The 26,130-nt window shown below is 59.2% G+C and carries 20 protein-coding genes; 6 read left to right on the top strand and 14 right to left on the bottom strand.

From position 1 onward, the window contains the following. Nucleotides 1-58: 58 nt before the first annotated feature. The 7 genes from FHP24_RS15470 to FHP24_RS15440 form a co-directional block, all read right to left on the bottom strand. Nucleotides 59-1,972, bottom strand: coding sequence for a 5'-nucleotidase C-terminal domain-containing protein (locus tag FHP24_RS15470; protein ID WP_139677131.1), 1,914 nt, complete (start codon nucleotides 1,970-1,972; stop codon nucleotides 59-61). Nucleotides 1,973-2,187: 215 nt separating this feature from the next. Then, complete coding sequence (omp10, locus tag FHP24_RS15465) at nucleotides 2,188-2,550, bottom strand: outer membrane lipoprotein Omp10 (RefSeq protein WP_139677130.1); 363 nt, start codon at nucleotides 2,548-2,550, stop codon at nucleotides 2,188-2,190. A gap of 174 nt (nucleotides 2,551-2,724) precedes the next feature. Beyond that, nucleotides 2,725-4,176, bottom strand: coding sequence for a homospermidine synthase (locus tag FHP24_RS15460; protein ID WP_139677129.1), 1,452 nt, complete (start codon nucleotides 4,174-4,176; stop codon nucleotides 2,725-2,727). A 154-nt stretch (nucleotides 4,177-4,330) separates the two neighbouring features. After that, nucleotides 4,331-5,242, bottom strand: a complete 912-nt coding sequence (locus tag FHP24_RS15455) for a heme-dependent oxidative N-demethylase family protein (protein ID WP_139677128.1) — start codon at nucleotides 5,240-5,242, stop codon at nucleotides 4,331-4,333. 77 nt (nucleotides 5,243-5,319) lie between these two features. Beyond that, nucleotides 5,320-5,952: an aminotransferase class IV family protein gene (locus FHP24_RS15450; protein WP_139677127.1), complete on the bottom strand. Its 633-nt coding sequence runs from the start codon at nucleotides 5,950-5,952 to the stop codon at nucleotides 5,320-5,322. Beyond that, nucleotides 5,937-7,100 carry an aminodeoxychorismate synthase component I gene (locus tag FHP24_RS15445; protein ID WP_139677126.1) on the bottom strand — a complete coding sequence of 388 codons (1,164 nt, stop codon included), beginning with the start codon at nucleotides 7,098-7,100 and terminating at the stop codon, nucleotides 5,937-5,939. Before FHP24_RS15445 ends, FHP24_RS15450 begins: the two co-directional genes overlap by 16 nt. A gap of 121 nt (nucleotides 7,101-7,221) precedes the next feature. Beyond that, the gene (locus FHP24_RS15440) at nucleotides 7,222-8,136 is read right to left on the bottom strand and encodes a LysR substrate-binding domain-containing protein (RefSeq protein ID WP_139677125.1); all 915 of its coding nucleotides are present in this window, start codon (nucleotides 8,134-8,136) and stop codon (nucleotides 7,222-7,224) included. 111 nt (nucleotides 8,137-8,247) lie between these two features. Between FHP24_RS15440 and FHP24_RS15435 the strand changes: the two genes are divergently transcribed. Continuing rightward, on the top strand, nucleotides 8,248-8,970 hold the full coding sequence (locus FHP24_RS15435; RefSeq protein WP_139677124.1) for an SDR family oxidoreductase: 723 nt from the start codon (nucleotides 8,248-8,250) through the stop codon (nucleotides 8,968-8,970). Nucleotides 8,971-8,996: 26 nt separating this feature from the next. After that, nucleotides 8,997-9,350: an Atu4866 domain-containing protein gene (locus FHP24_RS15430; protein WP_139677123.1), complete on the top strand. Its 354-nt coding sequence runs from the start codon at nucleotides 8,997-8,999 to the stop codon at nucleotides 9,348-9,350. Between the two features lie 6 nt (nucleotides 9,351-9,356). On the opposite strand, the gene FHP24_RS15425 is transcribed toward FHP24_RS15430, so the two are convergent. Next, a complete protein-coding gene (locus FHP24_RS15425; protein WP_180356018.1) occupies nucleotides 9,357-9,722 on the bottom strand; it encodes a nuclear transport factor 2 family protein in 366 nt (121 codons plus the stop codon). An 11-nt stretch (nucleotides 9,723-9,733) separates the two neighbouring features. Further along, the gene (locus FHP24_RS15420) at nucleotides 9,734-10,729 is read right to left on the bottom strand and encodes a KpsF/GutQ family sugar-phosphate isomerase (RefSeq protein WP_139677121.1); all 996 of its coding nucleotides are present in this window, start codon (nucleotides 10,727-10,729) and stop codon (nucleotides 9,734-9,736) included. A gap of 147 nt (nucleotides 10,730-10,876) precedes the next feature. Here FHP24_RS15420 and FHP24_RS15415 point away from each other — a divergent pair, with 147 nt between their 5' ends. Both FHP24_RS15415 and fucP read left to right on the top strand, forming a co-directional pair. Next, nucleotides 10,877-12,436, top strand: a complete 1,560-nt coding sequence (locus tag FHP24_RS15415) for an outer membrane beta-barrel protein (protein ID WP_139677120.1) — start codon at nucleotides 10,877-10,879, stop codon at nucleotides 12,434-12,436. A 363-nt stretch (nucleotides 12,437-12,799) separates the two neighbouring features. Beyond that, a complete protein-coding gene (gene fucP, locus FHP24_RS15410) occupies nucleotides 12,800-14,080 on the top strand; it encodes an L-fucose:H+ symporter permease (RefSeq protein WP_139677119.1) in 1,281 nt (426 codons plus the stop codon). A 99-nt stretch (nucleotides 14,081-14,179) separates the two neighbouring features. Here fucP and galU read toward each other — a convergent pair whose 3' ends face one another. Further along, nucleotides 14,180-15,070 carry a UTP--glucose-1-phosphate uridylyltransferase GalU gene (gene galU / locus FHP24_RS15405; RefSeq protein ID WP_139677118.1) on the bottom strand — a complete coding sequence of 297 codons (891 nt, stop codon included), beginning with the start codon at nucleotides 15,068-15,070 and terminating at the stop codon, nucleotides 14,180-14,182. A gap of 199 nt (nucleotides 15,071-15,269) precedes the next feature. Between galU and FHP24_RS15400 the strand changes: the two genes are divergently transcribed. Together FHP24_RS15400 and FHP24_RS15395 are read left to right on the top strand one after the other, a co-directional pair. Further along, nucleotides 15,270-16,487 carry a lytic murein transglycosylase gene (locus FHP24_RS15400; protein ID WP_139677117.1) on the top strand — a complete coding sequence of 406 codons (1,218 nt, stop codon included), beginning with the start codon at nucleotides 15,270-15,272 and terminating at the stop codon, nucleotides 16,485-16,487. A 58-nt stretch (nucleotides 16,488-16,545) separates the two neighbouring features. Continuing rightward, the gene (locus tag FHP24_RS15395; RefSeq protein ID WP_139677116.1) at nucleotides 16,546-17,742 is read left to right on the top strand and encodes an SGNH/GDSL hydrolase family protein; all 1,197 of its coding nucleotides are present in this window, start codon (nucleotides 16,546-16,548) and stop codon (nucleotides 17,740-17,742) included. Between the two features lie 54 nt (nucleotides 17,743-17,796). Here FHP24_RS15395 and FHP24_RS15390 read toward each other — a convergent pair whose 3' ends face one another. The 4 genes from FHP24_RS15390 to gltB all read right to left on the bottom strand — a co-directional run bounded on the left by FHP24_RS15390 (nucleotide 17,797) and on the right by gltB (nucleotide 25,844). Next, a complete protein-coding gene (locus FHP24_RS15390) occupies nucleotides 17,797-19,302 on the bottom strand; it encodes a DASS family sodium-coupled anion symporter (RefSeq protein ID WP_139677115.1) in 1,506 nt (501 codons plus the stop codon). A 210-nt stretch (nucleotides 19,303-19,512) separates the two neighbouring features. Continuing rightward, nucleotides 19,513-20,967 (bottom strand): glutamate synthase subunit beta, encoded by a 1,455-nt coding sequence (locus FHP24_RS15385; protein WP_139677114.1) that lies wholly within the window; start codon nucleotides 20,965-20,967, stop codon nucleotides 19,513-19,515. Nucleotides 20,968-20,979: 12 nt separating this feature from the next. Then, nucleotides 20,980-21,138: a hypothetical protein gene (locus FHP24_RS28750; RefSeq protein ID WP_180356017.1), complete on the bottom strand. Its 159-nt coding sequence runs from the start codon at nucleotides 21,136-21,138 to the stop codon at nucleotides 20,980-20,982. Nucleotides 21,139-21,143: 5 nt separating this feature from the next. Then, a complete protein-coding gene (gene gltB, locus FHP24_RS15380) occupies nucleotides 21,144-25,844 on the bottom strand; it encodes a glutamate synthase large subunit (RefSeq protein ID WP_394344635.1) in 4,701 nt (1,566 codons plus the stop codon). Nucleotides 25,845-26,130 lie beyond the last annotated feature (286 nt).

Raw genomic sequence — 26,130 nt, 5'->3', positions numbered from 1 at the left:
ATTTGTCCCGATCCATGATTTAGTTCATCGATCCCAGCCTTGACCGGGATCAAGAACATCACTTGGCAGGCAGTTCCAGCTCTGCGCCGACCTGGATGAGGTTCGGATGGCGCAGGCTGTTGGCCTTTGCAATCTCGGTCCAGCGCTCGCCGTCACCATAGGTGCTTTCGGCGATCTTCCAGAGCGAGTCGCCCTTGACGACCGTGTACTTGCTCGGGCCGGCAGCCGGCGGCGTTGTCTGGCCCTGCGCCTCGACGGCGGCAGGTGCCGTTGCGGCCGGAGCCTGTGCAGTCGTTGCCGGAGCGGAAGCAGCAGGAGCAGCAGCCGGGGCCGGCGGCGCAGGCGGTGTGTAACCGGCTGGCGTCAGGTCGGTGATACGTCCATCCGTATAAGGCTTGTAAGGGTTATGCGCGCCGAGATAGTCGGCAACCGCCTGTTCGAGGTTCGGACCGAAGTCATAGGCATTCTGCGCAGCAGTTGCGAAGATCTTGAAACCGTCGCCACCGCCACGAACGTAGTTGTTGGTCACGACGCCATAGACCTTGTTCGGGTCGATCGGCACAAAGGCCTCGCCTTCCTTGACCTGCACGTCGCTGGTCCGCGAACCGACCGGCTTCGACTTGTCGAAGGAGAACTTCAGGCCCGCTACCTGCGGGAAGCGACCGGCGCCGTCATCGATCTGGCTCACGCCGTTTTCGAGAGCGGCGACGATATCGGAACCCTTGATCTGGAAGGTGGCGATCGTGTTCTGGAAGGGCAGCACTGTCAGTACTTCACCCATAGTAACTTCGCCCGAATCGATGGAAGCGCGCAGGCCGCCACCATTCTGGATCGAGATGGTGATGCCCTGATCCTTGACGCGATCAAGCTGTGCGTCGGCCAGCAGGTTGCCCATCGAGCATTCCGCCGCGCGGCAAATCTTGCGGTCACCCTCGATCGCCGTTTCGGTCGAACCGACGACCTTCTTCTTCAGTTCGTCGATCGGGGCCTTCAATTCATCGACGCGCTTGACCATGTCCGGATTGGGCTGGAACTTGACGTCGACCGGGATCGGCTCGCCTTCGGCCGACTTGACCACGCCATTATCATCGAACACGACCTTCAGGTCGCCGAGATAACGGCTGTACTGGAAGGCCTGCACGACCGGAACCTTGTAGCCGCCCGGATTGTCCACCCAGGTCGGATACGGACCGGCCGCACCCTTGACGGTGTTCGACAGAAGCGTGTGCGTGTGACCGCCGACGACGACGTCGACATCCGGAATCTTGGCGATATAGGCGAGGTCGCGCGGATAACCGACATGGGTGAGCGCGATGATCTTGGTCACGCCTTCAGCCTTCACCGCCTGCACCGCTTCGGTGATCTTGGCGATATCGTTGGCGATCGTGATGTTCGGGCCAGGATTTGCGATTTCCGGCGTATCATTGGTCACTGCGCCGACGATGCCGATCTTCTGTCCGCCGACTTCGAGAACGATATGCGGCTTGATGCGATCGCCGACCTTGGAAGCCGCAGTGGCAACGACGTTGGCGGTCACGACCGGAAACTGGATCTTGTCGAGGAACGTGGCGAGCACGTCGTCCGAATCGTCGAATTCGTGGTTGCCGACGGTCATCGCGTCGAACTTCATCGCGTTCAGCACTTCGGCTTCCACGGCGCCCTTGTAGGTCGTGTAGAACAGCGAACCCTGGAAGTTGTCGCCGGCATTCAGGAGCAGGACATTCTTGTTGTCTGCCTTCAGCGCGTCGCGCGTCTGGTTGATGGCGGTCAGCAGACGTGCAGCTCCACCGAAGCATTCGCCCTTGCCCTCTTCTGCGTCCGAGCAGGTTGAATCCGACTTGTTGACGGACTCGATACGGGAGTGGAAATCGTTGATGTGAAGGATATTGAGCTCGTAGTCGGCAAAGGCCACTCCACTCGACAAGGCCATGACCGATGCGGTCAACAGCCCTAATCCCATCGTCTTCATCATAATCTCTCTCCTTGAATTATTGCCGTGCAGAACGCCCGGCTGTTCCCGATTGTCTTACTGTTTCAGCGTGACAGTGTTTGTGCAGTGCATGCTTTCACCAAGCAAAATCGGTTTCAAGGTAAATATGACAAGGGCGCACTGCATCATTTTGCCTCCATAACGCGAAAACCCCGCTTACGCGGGGTTCTCCATGAAAATCGAATATTGAGGACAGATCAGCTGCGGCGCGACAGCGAGAATTGTGCTCCGCTATCCTGGGTACAATTCAGCTGGCTGGTGGTAACGAGCGCACAATTGACGCGCGACTGGGTCTTGCGCACGAGCGACGTCATGTTGATTTCGACCATGGTGGGTGACAGCGTCGTATACGTTCCGGATGCAAGCAGCGCATTGCTGTCGCTGGCGCGCGTGTTGAACGTACCAGCCTGGAAGGTGGAAACGATGCCATTCGGATCGACCCAGCTTCCTTCTACGCCCTGCGGCTGCGGTGCTGCGGCCATCTGGCGCGGCGGCGGCGAGGACACACAGGCGCTCAGACTGGCAGCTGCGATCAGCGCAAAGCCCATTTTCAGTTTCATGATCTATCTCCCGCGATTCGCTCGGTCATTCATTAACTAAGACCATGGCGTCCCGCTTCATCTATGGCAAGCCGCCCGCTTGTACAGTGTCGGGACATTCTGTCTCGACAGAAAACGCCCGCTTGAAGGCGGGCGTTTCCAAAATACACAGAAATTCCGGCAACAGGCCAGTGGTTACCGGACCAGGATGTTCCTGAACTGCCAGGCGTCCTTCTCGTCGATATCTTCCGGGAACAGGCCCGGACGACCTTCGAGCGGGGTCCAGTCGGTGTAATGGCCTTCGACCGGCCCGAGGTAAGGCGTCTGCACTTCAAGGCAACGCTTGTAATCCACCTCGTCGGCCTCGACGATGCCGGCCTTCGGGTTTTCCAGCGCCCAGACCATGCCGGCGAGAACGGCGGATGTCACCTGCAGGCCGGTGGCATTCTGGTAAGGCGCGATGCGGCGGGTTTCCTCCAGCGACAGGCGCGAACCATACCAGTAGGCATTCTTTTCGTGGCCGTAGAGCAGCACGCCGAGTTCGTCGACGCCATCCTCAAGCTCGTCCTCGTTCAGAACGTGCAGGACCGGCTGCTGGGTGCCGCCATTGCCGAACATTTCATGCAGCGAAAGAACCGCATCATTGGCCGGGTGGTAGGCATAATGGCAGGTAGGGCGATAGACGACTTCGCCATCCTTTTCGACGGTGAAGTAATCGGCAATCGAGATCGACTCGTTATGGGTGACCAGGAAACCGTATTGTGGGCCGGGTGTCGGGCACCAGCTGCGAACGCGGGTGTTGGCGCCCGGCTGTTCCAGATAGATGGCGGCCTGGCAACCCTTCTTGTGCTTCTTGGCGTTCTTCGGCATCCAGTTTTCATGAGTGCCCCAACCGAGTTCGGCCGGCTGCAGACCTTCCGAAATAAAGCCCTCGACCGACCATGTGTTCCAGAACACATTGAGCGGCTTCGGATGTTTGGTGCGCTGGGTATCGCGCTCTGCGATGTGAACGCCCTTGACGCCGAGCTTCTTCATCAGCTTGGCCCAGCCTTCGCGATCGTTCTGGTCCGGCTCGTCGAACTTCAGACCCGTGTCATTGGCAAGGTTGACCAGCGCCTGCTTGACGAACCACGAGACCATGCCCGGATTTGCGCCGCAGGTGGAAACGGCTGTCGTGCCGCCCGGGTTCTTCTTCTTCTCATGGCGCAAGGTTTCGCGCAGCGCATAGTTGGTGCGCTCGGAATTCTTCATGCTCTTGTCGAAGTAGAAGCCAAGCCACGGCTCGATGACCGTATCGATGTAGAGAACGTCGAGCTTGCGGCACAGCTTGATCAGGTCCAGCGAGCCGGTATCGACCGACAGGTTGACGCAGAAACCCTGACCGCCCTTGCCGTCGTCCAGCAGCGGCTTCAACAGGTCCTTGTAGTTCTCCTTGGTCACATGCTCCTTGATGTGGCGGACGCCATGCTTGGCAAGGATTTCCATGTCGGCGGCATCTTCGCGCGGGTCGATGACCACCATCCGGCTTTTGTCGAACTTGAAATGGCGCTCGATCAGCGGCAGCGTGCCGCGACCGATCGAGCCAAAGCCGATCATCACGACCGGGCCGGTGATTTCGGCATAAATCGGGTAGTTGGTATCCGACATGTCATACTCCCTAAAAATCGACTGCTCGATTGAAACCGCAGCCTGGCTTCACGCATAATCAGCGAGTGTGACGCGTGTTCTTATGCGCGGCCCTAGATCACAAAAATCAGTCACAATAAAGGGCTTGTTCCACGAACGCGGCAAGGGCAAGGCACTATCCGGCCAAAGTATTAACGGCCTCTTTTTGGCGTAGCAAACCGACAAGCTCCGCTCGTTTTTCCGTCAGCCCCTTGTAGGCGACTTCGGCATCCGACATTGCCTCCAGCTGATCCGCCATGGAGACGGCAAGGTCTGCGGCATTCGGCTGTGCGAGAATGGCCGACACCGGATCCAGATAGATACGAATGGTGAAAAGGATATCGCCGGATACGGGCAGTTTCCTCAGCGTCTGCCGCTCCACGCGGATCACGGCTTTCTCCGGCGGCACAGCATGCTTTTCTTCCTCGGACGCGGCGTTTGGATGATAGAGCGCGTGCGACCAATTCACCGACCAGTTCCAACGAACCACGATCCGATCTGCGGAAAGGTTGTCGAACATACGATTGATCAGCCCGGCATTGCGGCTGCCGCCTTCGAAACCGGGTACGGGCGCATGCACTTCGTCCATCGGCAGACCGAATTTCTCCGATAACCTCCACGACGACGGAAAGGCAAGAAATGCCGCTGCAATCCGCCAGCCGTTTTCACCTTTGCGCATGATGACGAGATCGTCCTGCACCAGCAGCCCGGCACGATGGAGCGGCGTCATCGTTTCGTCGGCGATGTCCGTATCGACACCCGCCACAGCCATGCGCGCATCATTCAGAGAATAATGCTCGGGATGATGCTGCGGCAGATATTCCGTCAGCAGATCGAGAACTTCCTGTTGCGCTTCTTGCGTACCCGGCTCGGCTCGCAGCACATGCTCGCCATGCTCCGCCACCAATCGGCGTTTCAGCAAAACCTGTTCGGCCAGTTCGCCATCAGGCTCGATCCAGCGCTCCGGCTCCAGTTGCAGAAGGCCGATGGTGAACGGTTTTGATGAGCCATCATAAGGCACGTAGGCTGGAAGCGTGTCGGCAGGCATGGATCTGCGAGATCTCCTGTTTGCCACAGCTTCGTTTCAAGGCAGCGTCTTTGCAAGCCCTGTCCGAAAAGCAACTATCAGACCAGCTCGGCCCTGATCAGCCCACGTAGCGAGTTGCCGACGAAGATCTTTCGCCCGGCCATCATCGCGTCCTGCAAGTCGGCGGGCGTGAGGATCGCCCCCTTGGCGCGACGCTCTCGGATCAGATCCGCCCTCAGCACACCGGGCAGAATACCGCTGGTGATCGGCGGGGTCAGCAGCATGCCGTCCAGATCCTCGACGAACAGATTGGTGATCGTGCCCTCGCACATCTCGCCCCGTTCGTTGGTCAACAGCACCTCGTCGGCCTCGTCGGCAGAAAACTCCGCACGCGCCGCCTCATAGGGCTCGCGGCGTGACGTTTTGTGGCGATACAGCGGGTCGTCGGATTTCAGCTTGACCGTTCCGATCCTGACTTTCCAGACGCCATCCGGCGACTGCAGAACGAACGGCGCGGTCGTCACCTCGATCTTGCCGCGAAACGACATGACCAGACGAACGCGCAACGGCTCGTCGCCATCGACCGCATCATCGAGTTGCTTTTCCGCATTTTGCGGCTGGCGAAAGCCGAGCGCATCCGCCGAGCGGCTGAGCCGTCTCAAATGATGCTCCAGACGGAGGAACCCATCCTCGGGCGTCCAGCGCATCGTCTCGATCAACGAGAAATCCATTGGTCTCCCACCGCAAACCTGGCCTTCAACAGGCACTCTTCGTATTCCGCCTGCGGCACCGAATCGAAGACGATGCCGCCGCCGACATTGAAGACCGCCCTTCCGCCGGAAAAAAGACTGATCGTGCGGATTGCCACTGAAAATCGCATCGACCCTGCCGGATCGCACCAGCCGATCGCTCCGCAATAAACATCGCGCGGGCCGGATTCCAGCTTGTGCAATATGGTCATGGCACTCAGCTTCGGCGCACCGGTGATCGAGCCGCAGGGAAACAGCGCCCGCATGATCTCCGGCAGGCCTGCATCCGGCAACAGTTTGGCCCGGACATGGCTGACCATCTGATGCACCGTCGGATAGGTCTCGATCTCGAAAAGTTTCGGCACCGAAAGCGTGCCCGCCTCGCTGACATGCGAGATATCGTTGCGCAGCAGATCGACGATCATCCGGTTTTCGGCAAGCGTCTTCTCATCCGCAAGCATCTGCTCTTTAATCGCCTCGTCTTCCTCCGATGACGCCCCCCGTGCTGCAGTCCCCTTCATCGGATGGGTCTCGATCCAGCCATCGCTATCGACAGAAAAGAACAGCTCCGGCGAACGCGACACGATCGCAGGCCCGCCGAGTTCTGCAAGCGCACCGTAACGAACCGGCTGGCGCGCGATCAAAGACCAGAACAATTCCCGCGCATCCCCCGGCCAATGTGCTTCAATCGGCATTGTAAGGTTGCCCTGAAAACAGTCCCCTTTGCGCAAATGGTCATGAAGAATGGCAAACCGAGCAGCATAGGTCTCTTCATTCCAGGCAGCGTGTAGATCACCCAAGATCGCATCGGATCTGGCTCTTATCGGGGGCTCCAGCCTTGGATCACCATCTTCGACCGGTCCGTCGAACACCCCCATGCAAACGAGCGGTGTCTCCCTGCCCTCCGGCGCAAGCGGGCGGAGCTTTTCCTCGAAGGCGAACCCGGCTTCATAGGCGACATAACCCGCAAGCCACTTGCCGGAGGCCTTGCACTCCTCCAGCCGCAGCAATGCGGGGATGACCTCATCCACATTGCGCGCGACAACCATTTCGATTGGAGATGCAAACAACAGCAGCCGTCCGGCAATATCGTCACGGAAGAGGATATAGGGAGAAGAATTCTGATCCATGTCCCTTGCCTGCGGCGGCTCCCTGACCGTTCTTTTCATCCCGCCAGCATCGCGGCCTCACGCGCCATAACATTGCCGCCCTGCAGTTTGAAGCACGGACTGCGAAATCCACTGCCGCATATTATGCATCTGCACGCACCTGCCCCTGTCGGAAGCCGCGCAGATGGTCCACCAGCGCACGCAACTTCGGCGCCATGTTGCGACGGCTCGGATAATACAGATAAAAGCCCGGAAACCGCGGGCAGAATTTCTCCAGTATCGGCACCAGTTCGCCGCGCCTGATCGGCACCTCGAAACTGTCTTCCATGCCGAAACTGATGCCGGCACCGGCGATGGCGAGTTTTATCATCAGCGCCATGTCGGTCGTCGTGATTGCATCGTTGACTGAGACCGAAAACTCCCGTTCGTTCTCGGAAAATTCCCAGCGGTAGGCCGGCAGGTTCGGTGCCCTGCGCCAGCCTATGCAACGCCGCTCGGTCAGTTCGCCCGGATGAGCGGGCGCGCCAAAACGCTCGATATAAGCCGGCGAGGCGACGGCAAGCTGACGCTGCTCGCCCGAGACCGGCACTGCAATCATGTCCTGCGCGATCACCTCCCCCAGTCGCACCCCGGCGTCATAGCCTTCCGCGACGATATCGAACTCCTCGTCGGTCACGGTAACATGCAGTTTGACCTCCGGATTGTTCTCCGCGAATGACGCGAGCATCGCGCCCGACAGAAAGCTGTCGGCGATCGACGATACAGCAAGCCGCAACTGCCCACGTGGCCGATCCCGCAGACTTGCCGCCGTCTCGATGGCGGTCTGCATGCCGGCAAAAGCCGGCGCCACTTCCGCATAAAGCCGCTCTCCCGCTTCCGTCAGCGCAACACTGCGAGTGGTCCGGGAAACCACCGCAATGCCAAGCGTCTCTTCGAGCCTGCGGATCGTCTGGCTGACAGCCGATCGCGTCACGCCCAAACGATCTGCAGCAGCGCGAAAACTTTTTTCTTCGGCAACAATCACGAAAGCCGCAAGGGCATTGAAGTCGGGCAACATTGGTTAGCCTCACTTACCAAACTGGAAATCACTGAACGGCTTATCGCAACAATGGCTTGGGACTACCTTTCTGGCAACTGCAATCAGGCAGTGAACAAGGAAGGAAAAGTCATGGAAAAGGTTGTTCTCATTACCGGCGCTTCCAGCGGCATCGGAGCAGAAACTGCCCGAGAACTGGCAAAAGCAGGAGCGACCGTCGTGCTTGGCGCCCGACGCACCGAGCGGCTAGAAGCATTGGCCGATGAAATCCGTCAGGGCGGCGGCAAGGTTATGACCCGCAAGCTGGACGTCACCGATCGCGCCGATGTTGCCGCATTCGCCGACGCTGCGAGAGATGAATTCGGCCGCATCGACGTGATCGTCAACAATGCCGGCGTCATGCCGCTTTCCCTGATGTCCTCGTTGAAAGTCGACGAATGGGATCGCATGATCGACGTCAACATCAAGGGCGTGCTCTATGGTGTGGCTGCAGTGCTGCCGGAGATGACGGCACGTGGTTCGGGCCATATCATCAACATCGCTTCGATCGGCGCACTCAGTGTTTCCCCCACCGCCGCCGTCTATTGCGCCACGAAATTCGCCGTTCGGGCGATCTCGGACGGGTTGCGGCAGGAGAACGACAAGCTTCGCGTCACCTGCATCCATCCGGGCGTGGTGGAAAGCGAGCTGGCAGGCACGATCACTGATCCGGTTGCAGCCGAAGGCATGAAAGCCTGGCGTGCCATAGCGTTGCAGCCAGATGCCATCGGCCGCGCCGTCCGCTATGCCATCGAACAGCCGGACGATGTCGATGTCAGCGAGATCGTCATCCGCCCGACTCGCTCTCCGTATTGACCGACTAATTCCAAGGGAGAGCCGTCATGAGCAAGCCCCTCTTGATTATCACCACAATCATCATCGCCACCACCGCGTCGCTCGGCGCGGCCATACATCTGGCAAAGGCAGAAGACAGCATGAACGATCAGGCACAAGTCCAGAACCACCCCTATCTCGGCATGTGGGTAACCGGCGACGGCCGTATTCGCCAGGAACTTCTGCCCACCGGCCGTTACGACGAAGCCCGAGGAAACAGAAGAAGCGCATACCAGGGACGTTATGTCGTCAGCGGCAGTCACATCGATTACTGGGACGACACCGGCTTTACCGCTGATGGGACATTCGTCGAAAACGACGTTCTGCATCACGGCGGCATGGTATTTTACCGGGAGAAATAAGCGGGATCAGGCAGCTGGCGTTCCCTGATGAAAAACCATGCGCCAGTTGCCGTCCGCATCCAGTCGCCAGATCGAACTACGGTTGGTCACCAGCTTAATCTTGTCATCCGTGAAGCGAATGCCGCGGTAGGTTGCGAGCACAACGGTCTCGCTCAGATGTGAAATCGTAAAATCCTCGATTGCCGTTTTGGCGACCGTCACTTCGGTCGTCAGCCCCGACAGGATTTCCTCAAGATCGTAACGTTTGCCCGAGCGACCGAATTCGCGAAAATCCGGCGCAAGCATTTCGAGCAGTCGCTTCTTTGAAGAGCGTACGTCTTTTGTCTGGATCGCCGCCTCGAGAGCAAAGAGATGGGCATCCAGATCAGGCAACAGGTTTGACCTCAGGCCACCCCGACCCGCAACAGGTCGTGGAAGTGTACGATACCAACCGGCCGTTTTTCCTCATCAACCACCAGCAGCGCGCCGATGCTGTGCTTGTTGAGAAGCGCCATGGCCGCAGTCGCGAGCGTCGACTTGCTGACTGTCTTCGGGTTTGCCGTCATGACCTCGTCGACGGTCATCATGCTGAGATTGCCGTCGAGGTGACGGGCAATGTCACCATCGGTCAGAACACCGCAGATACGCCCCTCGTCATCGATCACGCCGACACAGCCGAACCGCTTGGCCGAAAGCTCGTGGATGGCCTCTGGCATCGAAACACCCTTATTCACCAGCGGCACCCGATCGCCCGTATGCATCAGGTCGCTGACATGGGAGAGCATCGCACCCAGCTTGCCACCCGGATGATAAACGCGGAAATCCGCCGCCGAAAAACCACGTGCTTCAAGCAGGGCCACGGCAAGAGCATCGCCGAGCGCAAGCTGCATCAAGGTCGATGTCGTCGGCGCCAGCCCATGCGGGCAGGCTTCCTGCGCCTTCGGCAGCAGAAGAACGATATCGGCTTCACGCGCAAGCGTCGATGTTTCACCGGAGGTGAGCGCAATCAAGGGCACCGAGAAACGGCGGGTGAAGGACACGATGCCCTGAAGTTCGGCAGTTTCGCCGCTCCAGGACAGAGCAAGCACCACGTCGCCCGGCGCTATCATACCGAGATCGCCGTGATTTGCCTCAACCGGATGAACGAAAAAAGAAGGTGTCCCGGTTGACGCGAGGCTGGCCGAAATCTTGCGGCCGATATGCCCGCTCTTGCCGACGCCGGTGATCACGACTCGACCGTCGATTGCACCGATCGTCTCTACCGCCTGTCGAAAAACCTGCGCGAGATCACCCTTGAGACTCTCCTCAAGAGCACTAAGCCCTTGTTGTCCGAAGGAAATTGTCCGCAAGGCGGAATCGACGACGTCGTGTTCGACGAGTTGTAATGCGCGCTTGATCATGGTCGGCAGGCTTAGTCCTTTTTCCCCTCCAAGTCCATCAACTTTGATAGCGGCCAGTTGTCCATCCACCACCAAGCCCCGTCTTCAACCAATCCTTAACCACATCGATTTACATTTGGGTAAGCATTTGAGGTTGCCGGGCATTCGATGAAAAATACGCTCCTGACAGGTACGGCCCGACGCGGGCGGCGGACGGCTTTAGGCCTTGTTGTCGCAGCTGTAGCCATGTCCGGAGCCGGCGCCGTCTATGCTCAGAGCCTTTTCCCAAGCAATACGAGCCCGCTGCCTGGCCTTCCCGACAGTCAGTTCGGAACCGCCGGCACGACAAGCGTTACGGGTGGCGCGACAACGACGACCTGGCCTGCGACGTCTGCACTGGACGGCACGGACCAGAGCGCATCCGGCCTCTACGATCCGATGGCTGCTCCGGCAGCACAACAACCGGCCCCGGCGGAAAACACGACCGAAAACGAAGATCTGAACCAAACTGCCGAACAGGACCTGAACCAGCAATTCGACCAGCCGCTCGATCCCGGCACCACACCGATCGACCGGCCGGAATGGGAAGAACAGCAGCGAGAGGCCGCTGAGGCACCCGGCGTACGTCTTGGCACCTTCGTTCTTCGACCCTCCGTCAACCAGAGCATCAACACCGAGATTACCCGCGATCACGGCTCAAAGGAGACGCGCAATTACCTGGCGACAGGGATACGCGGGACGCTGACCTCAGACTGGTCGCGACATGCACTGACGATTACCGGGCAAGGCGTGTTCGAACGCAATTTCAGCGGCAACCAGAACGACACCGATCCGAATGCACGGCTCGGCGCAGACCTCCGGCTTGACCTTGCCGACGATACGATTGCGCATATCACCGGAAACTACAGTTTCGAGCGCGAAGATGTCGCGGATCCGAACGCGATCGGCGACGCCTCGGAGCAGGCCGGCGTCCATCAGTTCGAAGGAGAAGCGTCCATCGAGCGTGAAGTGGGACGCATTCGGGGACTGGCAGCGATCGGCGCCAGCCGCGATATTTACACGGATGCAAAACTCTCCGACGGCTCGGTCTTCAGCATGAAGGACCGAAACCGGACCGGCATCGACGGACGCTTGCGCCTTGGCTACGAGCTTTCGCCGGCGATCATTCCGTTCGCCGAAATCGCGCTGGGCCACACATTCTACGATAACAGACGCGACAGTGCCGGTTATCAGCGCTCTTCCGACAGCTACGCGCCACGCACCGGCATCGCCTTCGATTTCGGCGAAAAGCTCAGGGGCGAGCTGGCAGGTGGTTATGAGCGGGTCGCTTATGACGATGCACGGCTAAAAGCGATTGATGCATTTTCCGCGGACGGCAATGTAAGCTGGTCGCCGAGACGCGGAACAGACATCAATCTCGGGCTTCGCACCACCGTCCAGGACTCGACAACCGCCGGCCAGGGCGGATGGGCGGAGTATCAACTGAGTTCGGCTCTTGCTCATCAGATGCGCGACCATCTCGTTGCCCGCCTGACGGGAAGCGCGACACTTCGCGATTTTCAAGGCTCCGCCGACAACAACGTAACCTGGATTGCCGGCGCCGGCCTGACCTGGAGCATCAATCGCTACCTCGATATGACCGGCGACATCGAATACGAAACCACGACCGGCGGAGGGTCCGATCAGGATATCCTGCGCGCAGGAGTTGGCTTGACGCTCCGGAGATGATCACATTTTCGTGATATCTCGCGATGCGCAGCAAGCATACATCGCCTTTTCCACATCGGGCTTTTGCCTCCAAAATGAGCGAAAACTCCCGCGCTCATTCAAAATGGCATGACAAATTGTCGCAATCCGCAGGCGTGCGAACAAATGTTTCGTATCGACCGGTATAGCGCATCTTTCCCATGCTCGAAATGCAATGGTGAGAACACCACCCGTTGCCATCCTCAAGGCAGTTCCTCGTGGAATAGTGGTATTTCCCGACCTCTACCCCTTTCAACTGTTAGCAGATGCAGCATATAGCCGCGCATTCGGCATATTTTTGCCGCAATGCAGCATTGCCGCATGGCGTAAGTTCGAGGTTTCAAATTGGCTAGTCTTACCAACAACGGCACAAAGGCCGGAAGCACGTCTTCCCGCGCCGGCGCCAACAATTATCAGTTTGCTCTTATTGCACTGACATCGCTGTTCTTCATGTGGGGCTTCATCACCTGCCTGAACGACATCCTGATCCCACATCTGAAGAACGTCTTCTCGCTGAACTACACACAGTCGATGTTGATTCAGCTTTGCTTCTTCGGTGCCTATTTCATCGTCTCCCTTCCCGCCGGTGCACTTGTGAAGCGCATCAGCTACAAGTGGGGCATTGTGGTCGGCCTGTTGATCGCCGCCATCGGCTGCGCGCTCTTCATCCCGGCAGCAAGCTATCGCGTTTATGGACTGTTCCTCGGCGCGCTTTTCGTGCTCGCATCCGGCGTGACCATCCTGCAGGTCGCAGCCAACCCTTATGTGACCGAACTTGGCGCACCTGAAACAGCCGCCAGCCGTCTGACGCTGACCCAGGCTTTCAACGCCCTCGGCACGACGATCGCGCCGCTCTTCGGCGCTTTCCTGATCCTGTCGGCCGCAACCGGTGACGTTACCAACGCGACCGGCGAGCAGCTGGAAGCCCTGCGCCTGGCAGAAGCCGGCGCCGTTCGCTTCCCTTACATGATCCTGGCAATTGCCTTCCTGGTTCTGGCTGCGATCTTTGCCGCTCTCAAGCTGCCGCATGTCGAAGAGGGACAGGCAACGTCGGAAGGTGACGAGCGTAAATCCGCGTGGTCCTATCCTCACCTCGTCCTGGGTGCCATCGGCCTTTTCGTCTACGTTGGCGGTGAAGTCTCGATTGGCAGCTTCCTGGTCAACTATCTCGCCGAGCCGAGCATTGCCAACCTGCCGGAAGCAGAAGCAGCGCATTACGTTGCCTATTTCTGGGGTGGCGCGATGGTCGGGCGCTTTATCGGTGCCTACGCGATGCGTTACATCGAGGACGGCAAGGCACTCGCCTTCAACGCCATCCTTGCCGCGGTGCTGCTGCTCGTGACCGTCTTTGCCGGTGGCAAGCTGGCCATGTGGGCGGTTCTCGCAGTCGGCCTGTTCAACTCGATCATGTTCCCGACTATTTTCAGCCTCGCGCTGAAGGGCCTTGGCCGTCACACCAGCCAGGGTTCGGGCATCCTTTGCCTGGCAATCGTTGGCGGTGCGATCCTGCCGGTCGTCATGGGTGCATTGGCCGATACGGTCGGCATTCACCTCGCCTTCCTGATGCCGGTCCTTTGCTACGTCTACATCTTCTATTACGGCATCAAGGGCCACAAGGTCGCCTGATGATACCGATCAGGCGCGGGGAATATCTCCACGCAGCATGAACGAAAGAAGCCGCCGGGCATGCCCGGCGGCTTCTTTTATTTGGGGGCTGTGTCGAACTTACTTCAGCTTGGCGGCAAGCGCCTTGAGTGGGCCTTCGATCGCAGGACGGATATCCGGGCGCTGCAGGGCGAATGCCAGGTTGGCAAGGATGAAGCCATCCTTTGCGCCGCAGTCATAGGTTTCGCCCTTGAAGTGGTAACCGGCGAATTCCTGCGACTTGGCAAGCGCCAGCATGCCGTCGGTCAGCTGGATTTCGTTGCCGGCGCCACGTTCCTGGGTCTCCAGGATCTTGAAGATTTCAGGCTGCAGGATGTAGCGGCCGTTGATGAAGAAGTTAGACGGCGCCGTACCCTTGGCAGGCTTTTCGACCATCTCGGTGATCTTGAAACCGCCGTCCCCGACGGCAGCACCCTTGCCGACGATGCCGTATTTATGCGCCTGTTCCGGATCGCATTCCTCGACGGCGAGCACGTTACCGCCTGTCTGGTCGTAAAGCTCGACCATGCCCTTGAGGCAGCTTTTCTCCGAAGACATGATCATGTCGGGCAACAGAACTGCAAAAGGCTCATTGCCGACGATGTCACGGGCGCACCAGACGGCATGACCGAGGCCAAGCGGAACCTGCTGGCGGGTGAAACTGGCTGTGCCGGCCTTCGGCAGGATGTGCGATAGGAGCGTCAGTTCCGCATTCTTGTTGCGCTCGCGCAGCATCTGTTCCAGTTCGAACTGGATATCGAAATAGTCCTCGATCACGCCCTTGCCACGGCCGGTGACGAAAACGAAATGCTCGATACCGGCTTCAGCCGCCTCGTCCACCACATACTGGATGACCGGCTTGTCGACGACGGTCAGCATTTCCTTCGGAACGGCCTTGGTCGCCGGAAGGAAACGCGTTCCGAGCCCGGCAACCGGGAAAACTGCTTTGCGGATCTTACGCTGCTCAGACACTCATGCCTCCTGATGCACGCCATTGTGCGGATTTGAAACTTGCAGGGTTCTAAAGCTCAATTGCTACCGTTTCGCAAAAGGCTCCCACGAACCTGTGATCTATGGTAAAGAATTTGTTGACTCTATTACGTTAAAACATCGTTGAGCCGCATACCAGACACGCCATGAACGGCGAATGAAGGAATGGATACGACTGCCGATGACCAGATTCCGCACCCGCTCGCGTAGTTTCGCTCTCCTGCTTGCAGCCGGTCTTGTGACGGTCATGATGCCGTTAAATGCCCAAGCCGATGCCGGTTTCAAGACTTGGGTTGCAAATTTCTACGAGACCGCCGCTCAGAGTGGTATCAGCCGTTCGACCTATCAGAAGGCGTTTGCCGGCATCAATGAGCCGGATCCGGAAGCACTGCAGAAGGCGCAGTATCAGCCCGAATTCAAGTCGCAGATCTGGGAATATCTCGACAGCCGCGTCAATCCATATACGGTACAGATCGGCCGCCAGATGGCTGCCCGCCACGGTGGGACGTTGAACGCCATCGAGCGCCATTTCGGTGTCGACAAGAACATTCTCCTCGCCATATGGTCGATGGAATCCAATTACGGCGCCGTGCTCGAAAAGCCGGATCGGCTGCATCATGTGCCTCAGGCGCTGGCAACCCTTGCATGGGCCGACCCCAAGCGCGCGAAATTCGCCCGTAGCCAGTTGATCGCCGCCTTGAAGATCCTGCAGGCGGGCGACGTCACTGCCAAACAACTTACCGGCTCCTGGGCAGGCGCCATGGGCCATACGCAGTTCATCCCGACCAGCTACCTGCTTTACGCGGTTGACGCCGATGGCAACGGCAAGCGCGACATCTGGCACTCCATCCCCGATGCGCTGGCGACCTCCGCCAACCTGCTCGCCAAGAATGGCTGGACTACAGGCAAGACCTGGGGTTACGAAGCCGTGCTTCCGTCAGGCGCTGGCAAATACGAAGGCCAGACCAAGACGCTTGCCCAATGGGCAGCGCTCGGTTTCGTTCGCGCCAACGGTAAAGCTTTTCCGCGCGGCGCCGACCGAGCCACGCTGAAGCTGATGGGCGGCTCCAACGGACCGGCATTCCTGATGATGAAAAACTTCTTCACCATCAAGAAATACAACGCCGCAGACAGCTATGCTCTGGCAGTCGGGCTTCTGGCCGACGAAATCGCAGGTTACGGCGGTATGCAGCAGTCCTGGCCGCGCCCGACCGGCACACTCGATATCAAGGAAAAATTCGAGCTGCAGAGCCGGATGAAGGAACTCGGCTATTATGACGGCGAAGTCGACGGCAACTTCGGCTCCGGCTCGAAGGCTGCGATCTCGGCGATCCAGAAGCGACTTGGCATGGACCAGAACGGCGAACCGTCGCAATCACTGCTTCGCGCCTTGCGTTGACAAGTGAACCGGCCGGCGCAAGATTTGTGGCGATGATAGCCTGTCGGGATTGATGACGATGTCTGGCAAATCCGTGGAGAAAAGCTTCGTTCGGCGTATCGGCTGCGGTGTGCTGGCGGCTGTCATCGTGGCTGGTAGTTTCCCTGTCGCTGCCGGTGCACAGGAGCCGGTGAGGCGCCGGAACCTGTTCGACCTGCTTTTCGGCGGCCCCCGTTACGAGCGGGAAGAGCCACCAGCCCGCTATGACCGCCGCGACGGCTCTATCATCGAAATGGCTCCGCGCCGGGAGCGAAACCGTGCTGCCGTCAGGTCGCCTGCTCCCCGGCCCCCGATACCGCTTGCACCGCTGAAACCCGACCCGGTTGCAAAACTTGAGAACGCCCGCAAGATCCTCGTTGTCGGTGACTTTTTTGCCGGCAATATCGGCGGCGAACTGGAGACCACATTCGAAGCCTCTCCCGGCGTTGCCGTATTTACCCGCAGCGATGGCTCGTCGGGACTGGTTCGCGACGATCATTACGACTGGCTGAAGGAATTGCCGGGCATCATAGACGAGGCCAAGCCCGCAATCGTCGTTGTCATGATCGGCGCCAACGATCGGCAGCAGATGACATCCGGCGCGAAGGAAAAATTCCGCACCGATGCATGGTTTGGTGAATATCGGCGACGTGTGGCAGAGGTCGCTCGTGTCGTTACCAGCCGCAAGCTGCCACTGCTCTGGGTCGGCCTGCCTTCCTTCCAGTCACCTTCGATGATGGCCGATGCCGTCAAGCTCAACGCCATCTACCGCGCCCGCACCGAAGAGGCGGGCGGCGAGTTCGTTGATATCTGGGACGGGTTCGTCGACGAGGACGGCAAGTTCATCCTGACCGGCTCCGACGTCAGCGGCCAGCAGGTGCGCCTGCGTGGTTCCGACGGCATTACCTTCACCACCGCCGGCAAGCAGAAGCTTGCCTTTTATGTCGAGAAGCTGGCGCGTCGCCATCTCGGCGACATGGCAAGTCCCGAGCTGGTGAACCTCGGCCCCGGCACGCTGCCGGATCTCGGCCTTCCCGTCGATCCTGACAAAGTTCTCCCGGCCCTCCCGATCAGCCTCTCCGATCCGGATCTGGACGGCGGCAAGGAACTTTTAAGCGCAATCCCCACAAGGGACAGCCTGTCCCAGTCCCCGCGTGAGAAGCTGGTCAAAAAAGGCGAGATGGATCCGGCTCCTGTCGGACGTGTCGACGACTACAAGATCTCCAAGACACAATAAAACAGGCGCCGCTGACGGCGCCTGCAGCTCTTCGCTTTCGATGATCTTGACCGATCACCAGTAGCCAAGCGCTCTCCACCATACCGCACCGACGACCGCGAAGATGGCGAGGTTGACCAGGCACATGATAAAGCCGACGCCCCACCACTTGCCCATGGTGATATAGCCGCTACCGAAGATGATCGGCGACGTGCCGGTGGCATAGTGGGTCAGCGTCATCATGATCGACGACGAGGCAGCCATCATCAGCAGGAACACCGCCTGATATTCAGCCGGGATCAGCATCACGCCGACGGTCAGGAAGGCGAGCATCATGGCACTGACATGGGCGGTGGTGCTGGCAAACATGTAATGGGCGAAGGTGAAGATCAGCACCAGAATGGCCGCAGTCATCTGCCAGCTCAGGTCGGCATGCGAGATCATGTCCTTCATGCCGTTCGAGAACCAGCCGATCACACCGAGCTTGTTGAGCTGGTCGGCCATCATGACAAGCGCTCCGAACCAGATCAGCGTATCCCAGGCACTTTTTTCCGAAAGTACGTCGTCCCAGTTGATCGTGCCGGTGATCAGCAGTGCAAAGAGACCGAGGACAGCGACAACAGTCGGGTCGAGCGTGAAGGCCGGCCCGAAGATCATCGCCGGCACATTGGCCCAGAGCAAAAGCAGCATGGCGAAGGTGCCGATCATCACCATTTCCTTGCCCGACAACGGCCCCATGCCGGCCAGTTCCTTTTTGGCATAAGCGACGGCGTCAGGCGTCCGCTTCAGTTCGGGCGGCGAGAGAAAATAAAGCACGAGCGGCATGACGATGAGGGCCACGATCCCGGGCACGAACATCGCTAAGGCCCAGGTGACCCAGGTCAGCTGCATCGCACCACCGGTCGACTTCGAGATATATTCGAGGACAAGCGGATTGGGAGCGGTCGCGGTGACGAACATTGCCGACGAAATCGGGTTGGCGTGATAGTTCACCAGCGCCAGATAGGTACCGACCTTGCCTTGCGTGCCCTTTGCCGGATCCGAATCGAAAGCATTGGCGATCGACTTCATGATCGGGTGAATGATGCCGCCGCCGCGTGCGGTGTTGCTCGGCGTAAACGGCGCAAGGATCAGCTCGCAGAATACGAGCCCGTAACCGATACCGATCGTCCGCTTGCCGAGAAGCGCGATGAAGCCGAGGCCGAGACGCCGGCCAAGACCGGTCTTGCGCAGACCAAGCGAGATCAGGACTGCAATGACGATCAGCCAGATCAGCGGATTGGCGAAACTGCTCAGCGCATCAGCAACGGCACCCTTGGAATTGGGCGAGGTGACCTGCATCAGCGAAACGATAACGATCGCCATCAAGGCCATGACGCCGATCGGCATGACTTTCAAAATGATCGCCAGGATCGTGGTCAGGAAGATGGCCAGCATCTTCCAGCCGTTTTCGTCCAGACCTGTAGGAGCCGGTATCGCCAGCAAAGTGAGAAGAAAGATCGTGGTGACGATCGCCGGAACGATCCGGAACGGAACCATGCCTTTGAAATAGTTTAAAATAGCGGGAATACTGAAGCGCATTACCTTGTCCTTTGGGTGTCCAGGACCTTGATGAATGTCAGGTCCGTTCAGACAAGGCCTTACACGATCGCACCACCCTCCCCTTGACGTTGATCAAATTGACCGAAACCGTGAATATCCTCCAAAACAAAAGCCGCCGCCTTTCCCTGTGAGGAAAGACAGCGGCTTCAATCTGACTATGATCCTTCTGCAGGCTTACTGATAAAAATCTCAGCGTGGCAGAAGCGAGCTTCCCATCAATGCTTCGTCGATGGCACGGGCTGCCTGACGGCCTTCGCGGATAGCCCAGACGACCAGCGACTGGCCTCGGCGGACGTCGCCTGCCGTCCACAGCTTGTCGACCGAGGTCTTGTAGTCGCGCTCGCTGGCAACGACATTGGTCGAACCGCGGCGATCGACATTGATCTCGAGCTTGCCTTCGAGTTCGCTCAGCACGCCTTCCGTCATCGGGCCGGAAAAGCCGATTGCGATAAAGGCGAGATCTGCTTTGATGATGAAGTCGGTGCCGGCGATCGGCTTGCGGCACTCATCGACTTCGCAGCAACGGACGCCCGTCAATTGGCCGTCTTCGCCGATGAATTCGAGCGTTGCCACCTGGAATTCGCGGTTTGCACCTTCCGCCTGCGAAGACGAGGTACGCATCTTTGTCGCCCAGAAGGGCCAGACGGCAAGCTTGTCTTCCTTTTCCGGTGGCTGCGGACGGATGTCGAGCTGGGTCACCTTGACGGCACCCTGGCGGAAAGCCGTGCCGACGCAGTCGGACGCCGTATCGCCACCGCCGACAACGACGACATGCTTGGCACCGGCGAGGATCGGTTCTGCCGCCCAGGCGACACTGTCGATATTCTCGCGGCCGATGCGACGGTTCTGCTGAACCAGATACGGCATCGCATCATAGACGCCATGCAGGTCAGCACCCGGAATGCCGGCCGGACGTGGGGTTTCCGAGCCGCCGCAATAGACGACGGCATCGTGCTCGGCCGTCAGTTCTTCGAACTTCTTGTCGACGCCGATATTGACGCCATAGTGGAACGTCACACCTTCGCCCGTCATCTGCTCGACACGACGGTCGATGAAGTTCTTCTCCATCTTGAAGTCCGGAATACCGTAACGCAGCAGACCGCCGGCCTTGCTTTCGCGCTCATAGACATGAACTTCGTGGCCGGCGCGGGCAAGCTGCTGGGCAGCCGCCATGCCGGCAGGACCCGAACCGATCACGGCAACCTTCTTGCCGGTCTTCACCGTAGCCGGATGCGGCACGATATAACCAAGCTCGTAGGCCTTGTCGGCAATCGCCTGCTCGACCGTCTTGATCGCGACCGGCGCATCCTCGAGGTTGAGCGTGCAAGCCTCCTCGCACGGCGCGGGACAGACGCGGCCGGTGAATTCCGGGAAATTGTTCGTGGAATGGAGGTTGCGGATCGCCTCTTCCCACTTGTTGTTATAAACCAGATCGTTCCAGTCGGGAATCTGGTTGTGCACGGGACAGCCGGTCGGACCGTGGCAATAGGGGACGCCACAATCCATGCAGCGGGCAGCCTGTTTGGTCACTTCCGCATCCGACATCGGAATGGTGAATTCGCGGAAATGGCGGATACGATCCGATGCAGGCTGATACTTGCCCACCTGCCGGTCGATTTCCATGAAACCCGTAACCTTGCCCATGTCATTCCCTCTTCAAAGCAGGGTGCCCGCAGGGCCCCAGTACCAGTAGGCGAAACCCATAACCGCCCCCAGCACGATAAATTCTATTGCGACATTGCCGCTCGCGAAGAATGCGGCCGCTGGCACAGCGACCGCGATGCCCACCGAAACCAATCGATGAACGAGAGCCATCTGGCTTACTCCGCCGCGATACCCATCCGCGCCCGTTCCATCTCGACCAGCGCACGGCGGTATTCCACCGGCATGACCTTGCGGAACTTCGGCCGGAACTCGGTCCAGCGATCAAGGATGTCCTTGGCGCGGGTCGAGCCGGTATAGTGCATATGGTTAGAGATCAGCTGGTAAAGGCGCTCCTCATCGTGGCGCGTCATGTCCTCGGACACGTCGACGCGTCCCTTGTGCATGATGTCGCCGCCGTGATGGTGCAGCTTCTCCAGCATGTCGTCCTCTTCCGGAACCGGCTCAAGCTCGACCATCGCCATGTTGCAGCGCTTGGCGAAATCGCCCTTCTCGTCGAGCACGTAGGCCACGCCGCCCGACATGCCGGCTGCGAAATTGCGGCCGGTTTCGCCGAGCACGACGACGATGCCGCCGGTCATGTATTCGCAGCCGTGGTCACCCACGCCCTCGACGACGGCGATCGCGCCCGAATTGCGCACCGAGAAGCGTTCGCCTGCCACGCCGCGGAAATAACATTCCCCGGTGGTCGCGCCGTAAAGCACGGTATTGCCGACGATGATCGAGTTCTCGGCGACGATCTTCGAATTATCCGGCGGACGAACGATGATGCGGCCACCCGAAAGTCCTTTGCCGACATAGTCGTTACCGTCGCCAACAAGGTCGAAGGTGATGCCACGTGCGAGGAAGGCACCGAACGACTGGCCGGCGGTACCGGTCAGCGTCACATGGATCGTGTCGTCCTTTAGACCCTTCTGGCCCCAGCGCTTGGCAAGCGCGCCCGAAAGCATCGCGCCGGCGGACCGGTCGACGTTCTTGATCGAAACGTCGAAGACGACCGGCTCCTTGCTTTCAAGTGCAGCCTGAGATTTCTCGATCATCTTGCGGTCGAGAATGTCGTCGATTGGATGCTTCTGGCGTTCAGTCCAGTAAGTCGCTTCTTTTGGCGCTTCCACCTTGTGGAAGATCTTCGAGAAGTCGAGGCCCTGAGACTTCCAATGGGCCAGCATGTCGTCCTTTTCGAGAAGATCGGACAGGCCGATGATCTCGTCGAACCGGGTGAAGCCGAGCGATGCCAGGATTTCGCGCACTTCTTCAGCGACGAAGAAGAAGTAGTTGATCACATGTTCCGGCGTGCCTTTGAAGCGCTTGCGCAGGACAGGGTCCTGCGTTGCAACGCCAACCGGGCACGTATTCAGATGGCACTTGCGCATCATGATGCAGCCGGCCGCGATGACCGGGGCCGTCGCGAAACCAAACTCGTCGGCACCGAGAAGCGCACCGATGATCACGTCACGGCCGGTTTTCAGGCCACCATCGACCTGCAGCGCGATACGCGAACGAAGCCCGTTCAGCACCAGCGTCTGCTGGGTTTCGGCAAGGCCGATTTCCCAAGGGGAACCTGCATGCTTCAACGAGGTGAGCGGCGACGCACCGGTACCGCCATCGAAGCCGGCAACCGTGATATGGTCGGCGCGTGCCTTGGCGACGCCTGCAGCAACCGTGCCGACACCGACTTCGGAGACCAGCTTGACGGAAATATCGGACGTCGGGTTGACGTTCTTCAGGTCGTAGATCAGCTGCGCCAGATCTTCGATCGAATAGATGTCATGATGCGGCGGCGGCGAGATGAGGCCGACGCCCGGCGTCGAGTGGCGGGTCTTGGCAACCGTCGCATCGACCTTGTGCCCGGGCAGCTGGCCGCCTTCGCCGGGCTTTGCACCCTGCGCCACCTTGATCTGCAACATATCGGCATTGACCAGATATTCGGTCGTGACGCCGAAACGACCGGACGCAATCTGCTTGATCGCCGAACGTTCGGGGTTCATCGACCCATCGGCCAGCGGCAGGTAACGATCGCTTTCTTCGCCGCCCTCGCCGGTGTTCGACTTGCCGCCGATCTTGTTCATCGCGATCGCAAGCGTCGTATGCGCCTCGCGGCTGATCGAGCCGAAGGACATCGCCCCGGTCGAGAAACGCTTGACGATATCGACCGCCGGTTCGACCTCGTCGATCGAAACCGGCGTGCGGCCGAGAACGTCGGCACTCTTGATCTTGAACAGGCCGCGGATCGTGTTCATCCTGACCGCCGTCTCGTTCACCATCTGGGCAAACTCGCGGTAACGTTCCTGGCTGTTGCCGCGAACCGCATGCTGCAGGGTCGCAACGACATCCGGCGTCCAGGCATGGCTTTCGCCGCGCATGCGGTAGGCATATTCGCCACCGATATCGAGCGACGAGGCCAGAACCGGGTCCTTGCCGAAGGCCGATGCATGGCGGCTGACTGTTTCCTCGGCGATCTCTGTAAGGCCAATGCCTTCGATCGATGTCGCGGTACCGAAGAAATACTGGTTGACCAGTTCCGAGTTCAGGCCGACGGCGTCAAAGATCTGGCCACCGCAATAGGACTGGTAGGTCGAAATGCCCATCTTGGACATGACCTTGAGGATGCCCTTACCGACCGCCTTTATATAGCGGTAGACGATTTCGCTCGCATCGACTTCCTTCGGGAATTCGCCGCGCATATGCATGTCGGTCAGGGTATCGAAGGCGAGATAGGGGTTGATCGCTTCCGCACCGTAACCGGCCAGCAGACAGAAGTGATGGATCTCGCGCGGCTCGCCGGATTCCACGACCAGACCGACCGAGGTGCGAAGCCCCTTGCGGATCAGGTGATGGTGCACGGCAGCCGTCGCCAGAAGCGCAGGGATGGCGATGCGGTCCGGACCGATCTGGCGGTCGGACAGTACGATGATGTTGTAACCGCCCTTGACCGCAGCCTCTGCACGTTCGCACAGACGATCGAGCATTTCCGGCATGCCATCGGCGCCACGCTCGATGTCGTAGGTGAAGTCGAGCGTCTTGGTGTCGAAACGATCCTCGGTGTGACCGATCGAGCGGATCTTTTCCAGATCGCCATTGGTCAGGATCGGCTGGCGCACTTCCAGACGCTTGGCATTCGCCATGCCTTCATGGTCGAGAATGTTCGGGCGCGGACCGATGAACGATACGAGGCTCATGACCAGCTCTTCGCGGATCGGGTCGATCGGCGGGTTGGTCACCTGCGCAAAGTTCTGCTTGAAATAGGTATAGAGCAGCTTCGACTTGTCCGACATCGCCGAGATCGGCGTATCGGTGCCCATCGAGCCAACGGCTTCCTGGCCGGTCGTCGCCATCGGCGACATCAGGATCTTGGTGTCTTCGCTCGTGTAGCCGAAAGCCTGCTGGCGATCCAGCAGCGACACGTCACGGCGCAGAGCCCGCGGTTCGACCGGCTTCAGGTCTTCGAGGATGAGCTGGGTGCGATCGAGCCATTTGCCATACGGATGGCGGGTAGCAAGCGTCGTCTTCAGCTCCTCGTCGGAGATGATCTGGCCCTTCTCCATATCGATTAGCAGCATCTTGCCCGGCTGCAGGCGCCACTTCTTGATGATCTTTTCTTCCGGCACCGGCAACGTGCCGGCTTCGGATGCGAGAATGACGCGGTCGTCATCGGTGACGAGATAACGGGCTGGACGCAGGCCGTTACGATCAAGCGTTGCGCCAATCTGCTTGCCATCGGTGAAGCAGACGGCAGCCGGGCCGTCCCACGGCTCCATCAGGGCGGCGTGGTATTCGTAGAACGCCTTGCGCTCCTTCGACATCGACTGGTTGCCGGCCCATGCTTCCGGGATCAGCATCATCATTGCATGCGCCAGCGAATAACCGCCACGGGTCAAGAACTCGAGCGCGTTGTCGAAGCAGGCCGTGTCCGACTGGCCCTCATAGGAGATCGGCCAGAGCTTGGAAATGTCGTCGCCGAACAGCGGCGAAGAGACCGATGCCTGGCGCGCAGCCATCCAGTTGACGTTGGAACGCAGCGTGTTGATTTCGCCGTTATGGGCAACCATACGGTACGGATGTGCCAGCTTCCACGACGGGAATGTGTTGGTCGAGAAACGCTGGTGGACGAGAGCCACAGCCGTTTCGAACCGCGGATCGGCCAGATCCTTGTAATAGGCGCCGACCTGATAGGCGAGGAACATACCCTTGTAGACGATCGTCGAGGACGACAGAGACACCGGGTAGAAGCCGGTTTCCTGGCCGCCGAACTGATCGTAAATACGGTTGGAGATGACCTTGCGGACTAGGAAGAGCTTACGCTCGAATTCATGGTTTGTCGCAGCGTCGTGTCCGGCACCGATGAAGACCTGGACGTGATACGGCTCGGTCGCGGCAATCGCCCGCGCCTTGGAGAGCGAAGAATTATCGACAGGTACATCGCGGAAGCCGAGGAACTGCTGCCCCTCCTCAGCGATCACATCGACGATCACCTTCTTGAAATGCTCGATCTGCTCGGCATCACGCGGCAGGAAGAAATGCCCGACGGCATATTCGCCGGCCTTCGGCAGGGTTACGCCCTGCTTGGCCATTTCTTCGCGAAAGAAACGGTCGGGGATCTGCACCAGAATGCCCGCGCCATCGCCCATCAGAGGATCGGCGCCGACCGCACCGCGATGCGTCAGGTTTTCCAGAATGAACAACCCGTCCTTGACGATCTGGTGGGACTTCTGCCCCTTCATGTTGGCGATGAAGCCAACACCGCAGGCGTCGTGTTCGTTGCGCGGATTATAGAGACCCTGGGCGGCCGGAAAGCCGGACGCGACGAAAGGCACGCTCTGCTCGGCTTTCGCCGAGGCAATGTCGGTGGGACAGTGCATATCAATAACCTTCTTCGTCATCGTCATTCCTCCTGTTGGCCGCTATCTTAGGCGAGCAAGGTGGCACTTTATCAAATTCAGGAGATGACACTCGCCATCCCCAGTCATGCAACGGCGCCGCTCCAGCATCAGTGGCAAGCCCCCTTAAGGAGGCGCACTCTAACCCGGATCGGCGTCAAGATCTGCAACTCAAGGATCAAACCGATGCCCTTGCGCAAAAATTAGGACAGAAAAGCTGACCTAATTATTCTCTTTCTATCGCACGATTTTAACTTTCTCACAAGAG

This window comes from Aliirhizobium smilacinae, from assembly GCF_006335145.1.
Classification (GTDB): Bacteria; Pseudomonadota; Alphaproteobacteria; order Rhizobiales; family Rhizobiaceae; genus Neorhizobium; species Neorhizobium smilacinae.
Note: the sequence above shows the minus strand (reverse complement) of the source record. Positions and strands in the feature narration are given on the sequence as shown.

Coding starts and splice junctions, on each gene's coding strand:
- FHP24_RS15400 (WP_139677117.1), top strand. CDS start 15,270: ATGACCAGATTCCGCACCCGCTCGCGTAGTTTCGCTCTCCTGCTTGCA.
- FHP24_RS15455 (WP_139677128.1), bottom strand. CDS start 5,242: ATGCCTGCCGACACGCTTCCAGCCTACGTGCCTTATGATGGCTCATCA.
- FHP24_RS15460 (WP_139677129.1), bottom strand. CDS start 4,176: ATGTCGGATACCAACTACCCGATTTATGCCGAAATCACCGGCCCGGTC.
- gltB (WP_394344635.1), bottom strand. CDS start 25,844: ATGCACTGTCCCACCGACATTGCCTCGGCGAAAGCCGAGCAGAGCGTG.
- FHP24_RS15420 (WP_139677121.1), bottom strand. CDS start 10,729: ATGATCAAGCGCGCATTACAACTCGTCGAACACGACGTCGTCGATTCC.
- FHP24_RS28750 (WP_180356017.1), bottom strand. CDS start 21,138: ATGGCTCTCGTTCATCGATTGGTTTCGGTGGGCATCGCGGTCGCTGTG.
- FHP24_RS15470 (WP_139677131.1), bottom strand. CDS start 1,972: ATGATGAAGACGATGGGATTAGGGCTGTTGACCGCATCGGTCATGGCC.
- FHP24_RS15395 (WP_139677116.1), top strand. CDS start 16,546: ATGTCTGGCAAATCCGTGGAGAAAAGCTTCGTTCGGCGTATCGGCTGC.
- FHP24_RS15440 (WP_139677125.1), bottom strand. CDS start 8,136: ATGTTGCCCGACTTCAATGCCCTTGCGGCTTTCGTGATTGTTGCCGAA.
- FHP24_RS15385 (WP_139677114.1), bottom strand. CDS start 20,967: ATGGGCAAGGTTACGGGTTTCATGGAAATCGACCGGCAGGTGGGCAAG.
- FHP24_RS15450 (WP_139677127.1), bottom strand. CDS start 5,952: ATGGATTTCTCGTTGATCGAGACGATGCGCTGGACGCCCGAGGATGGG.
- omp10 (WP_139677130.1), bottom strand. CDS start 2,550: ATGAAACTGAAAATGGGCTTTGCGCTGATCGCAGCTGCCAGTCTGAGC.
- FHP24_RS15390 (WP_139677115.1), bottom strand. CDS start 19,302: ATGCGCTTCAGTATTCCCGCTATTTTAAACTATTTCAAAGGCATGGTT.
- FHP24_RS15445 (WP_139677126.1), bottom strand. CDS start 7,100: ATGGATCAGAATTCTTCTCCCTATATCCTCTTCCGTGACGATATTGCC.
- FHP24_RS15435 (WP_139677124.1), top strand. CDS start 8,248: ATGGAAAAGGTTGTTCTCATTACCGGCGCTTCCAGCGGCATCGGAGCA.
- FHP24_RS15430 (WP_139677123.1), top strand. CDS start 8,997: ATGAGCAAGCCCCTCTTGATTATCACCACAATCATCATCGCCACCACC.
- FHP24_RS15415 (WP_139677120.1), top strand. CDS start 10,877: ATGAAAAATACGCTCCTGACAGGTACGGCCCGACGCGGGCGGCGGACG.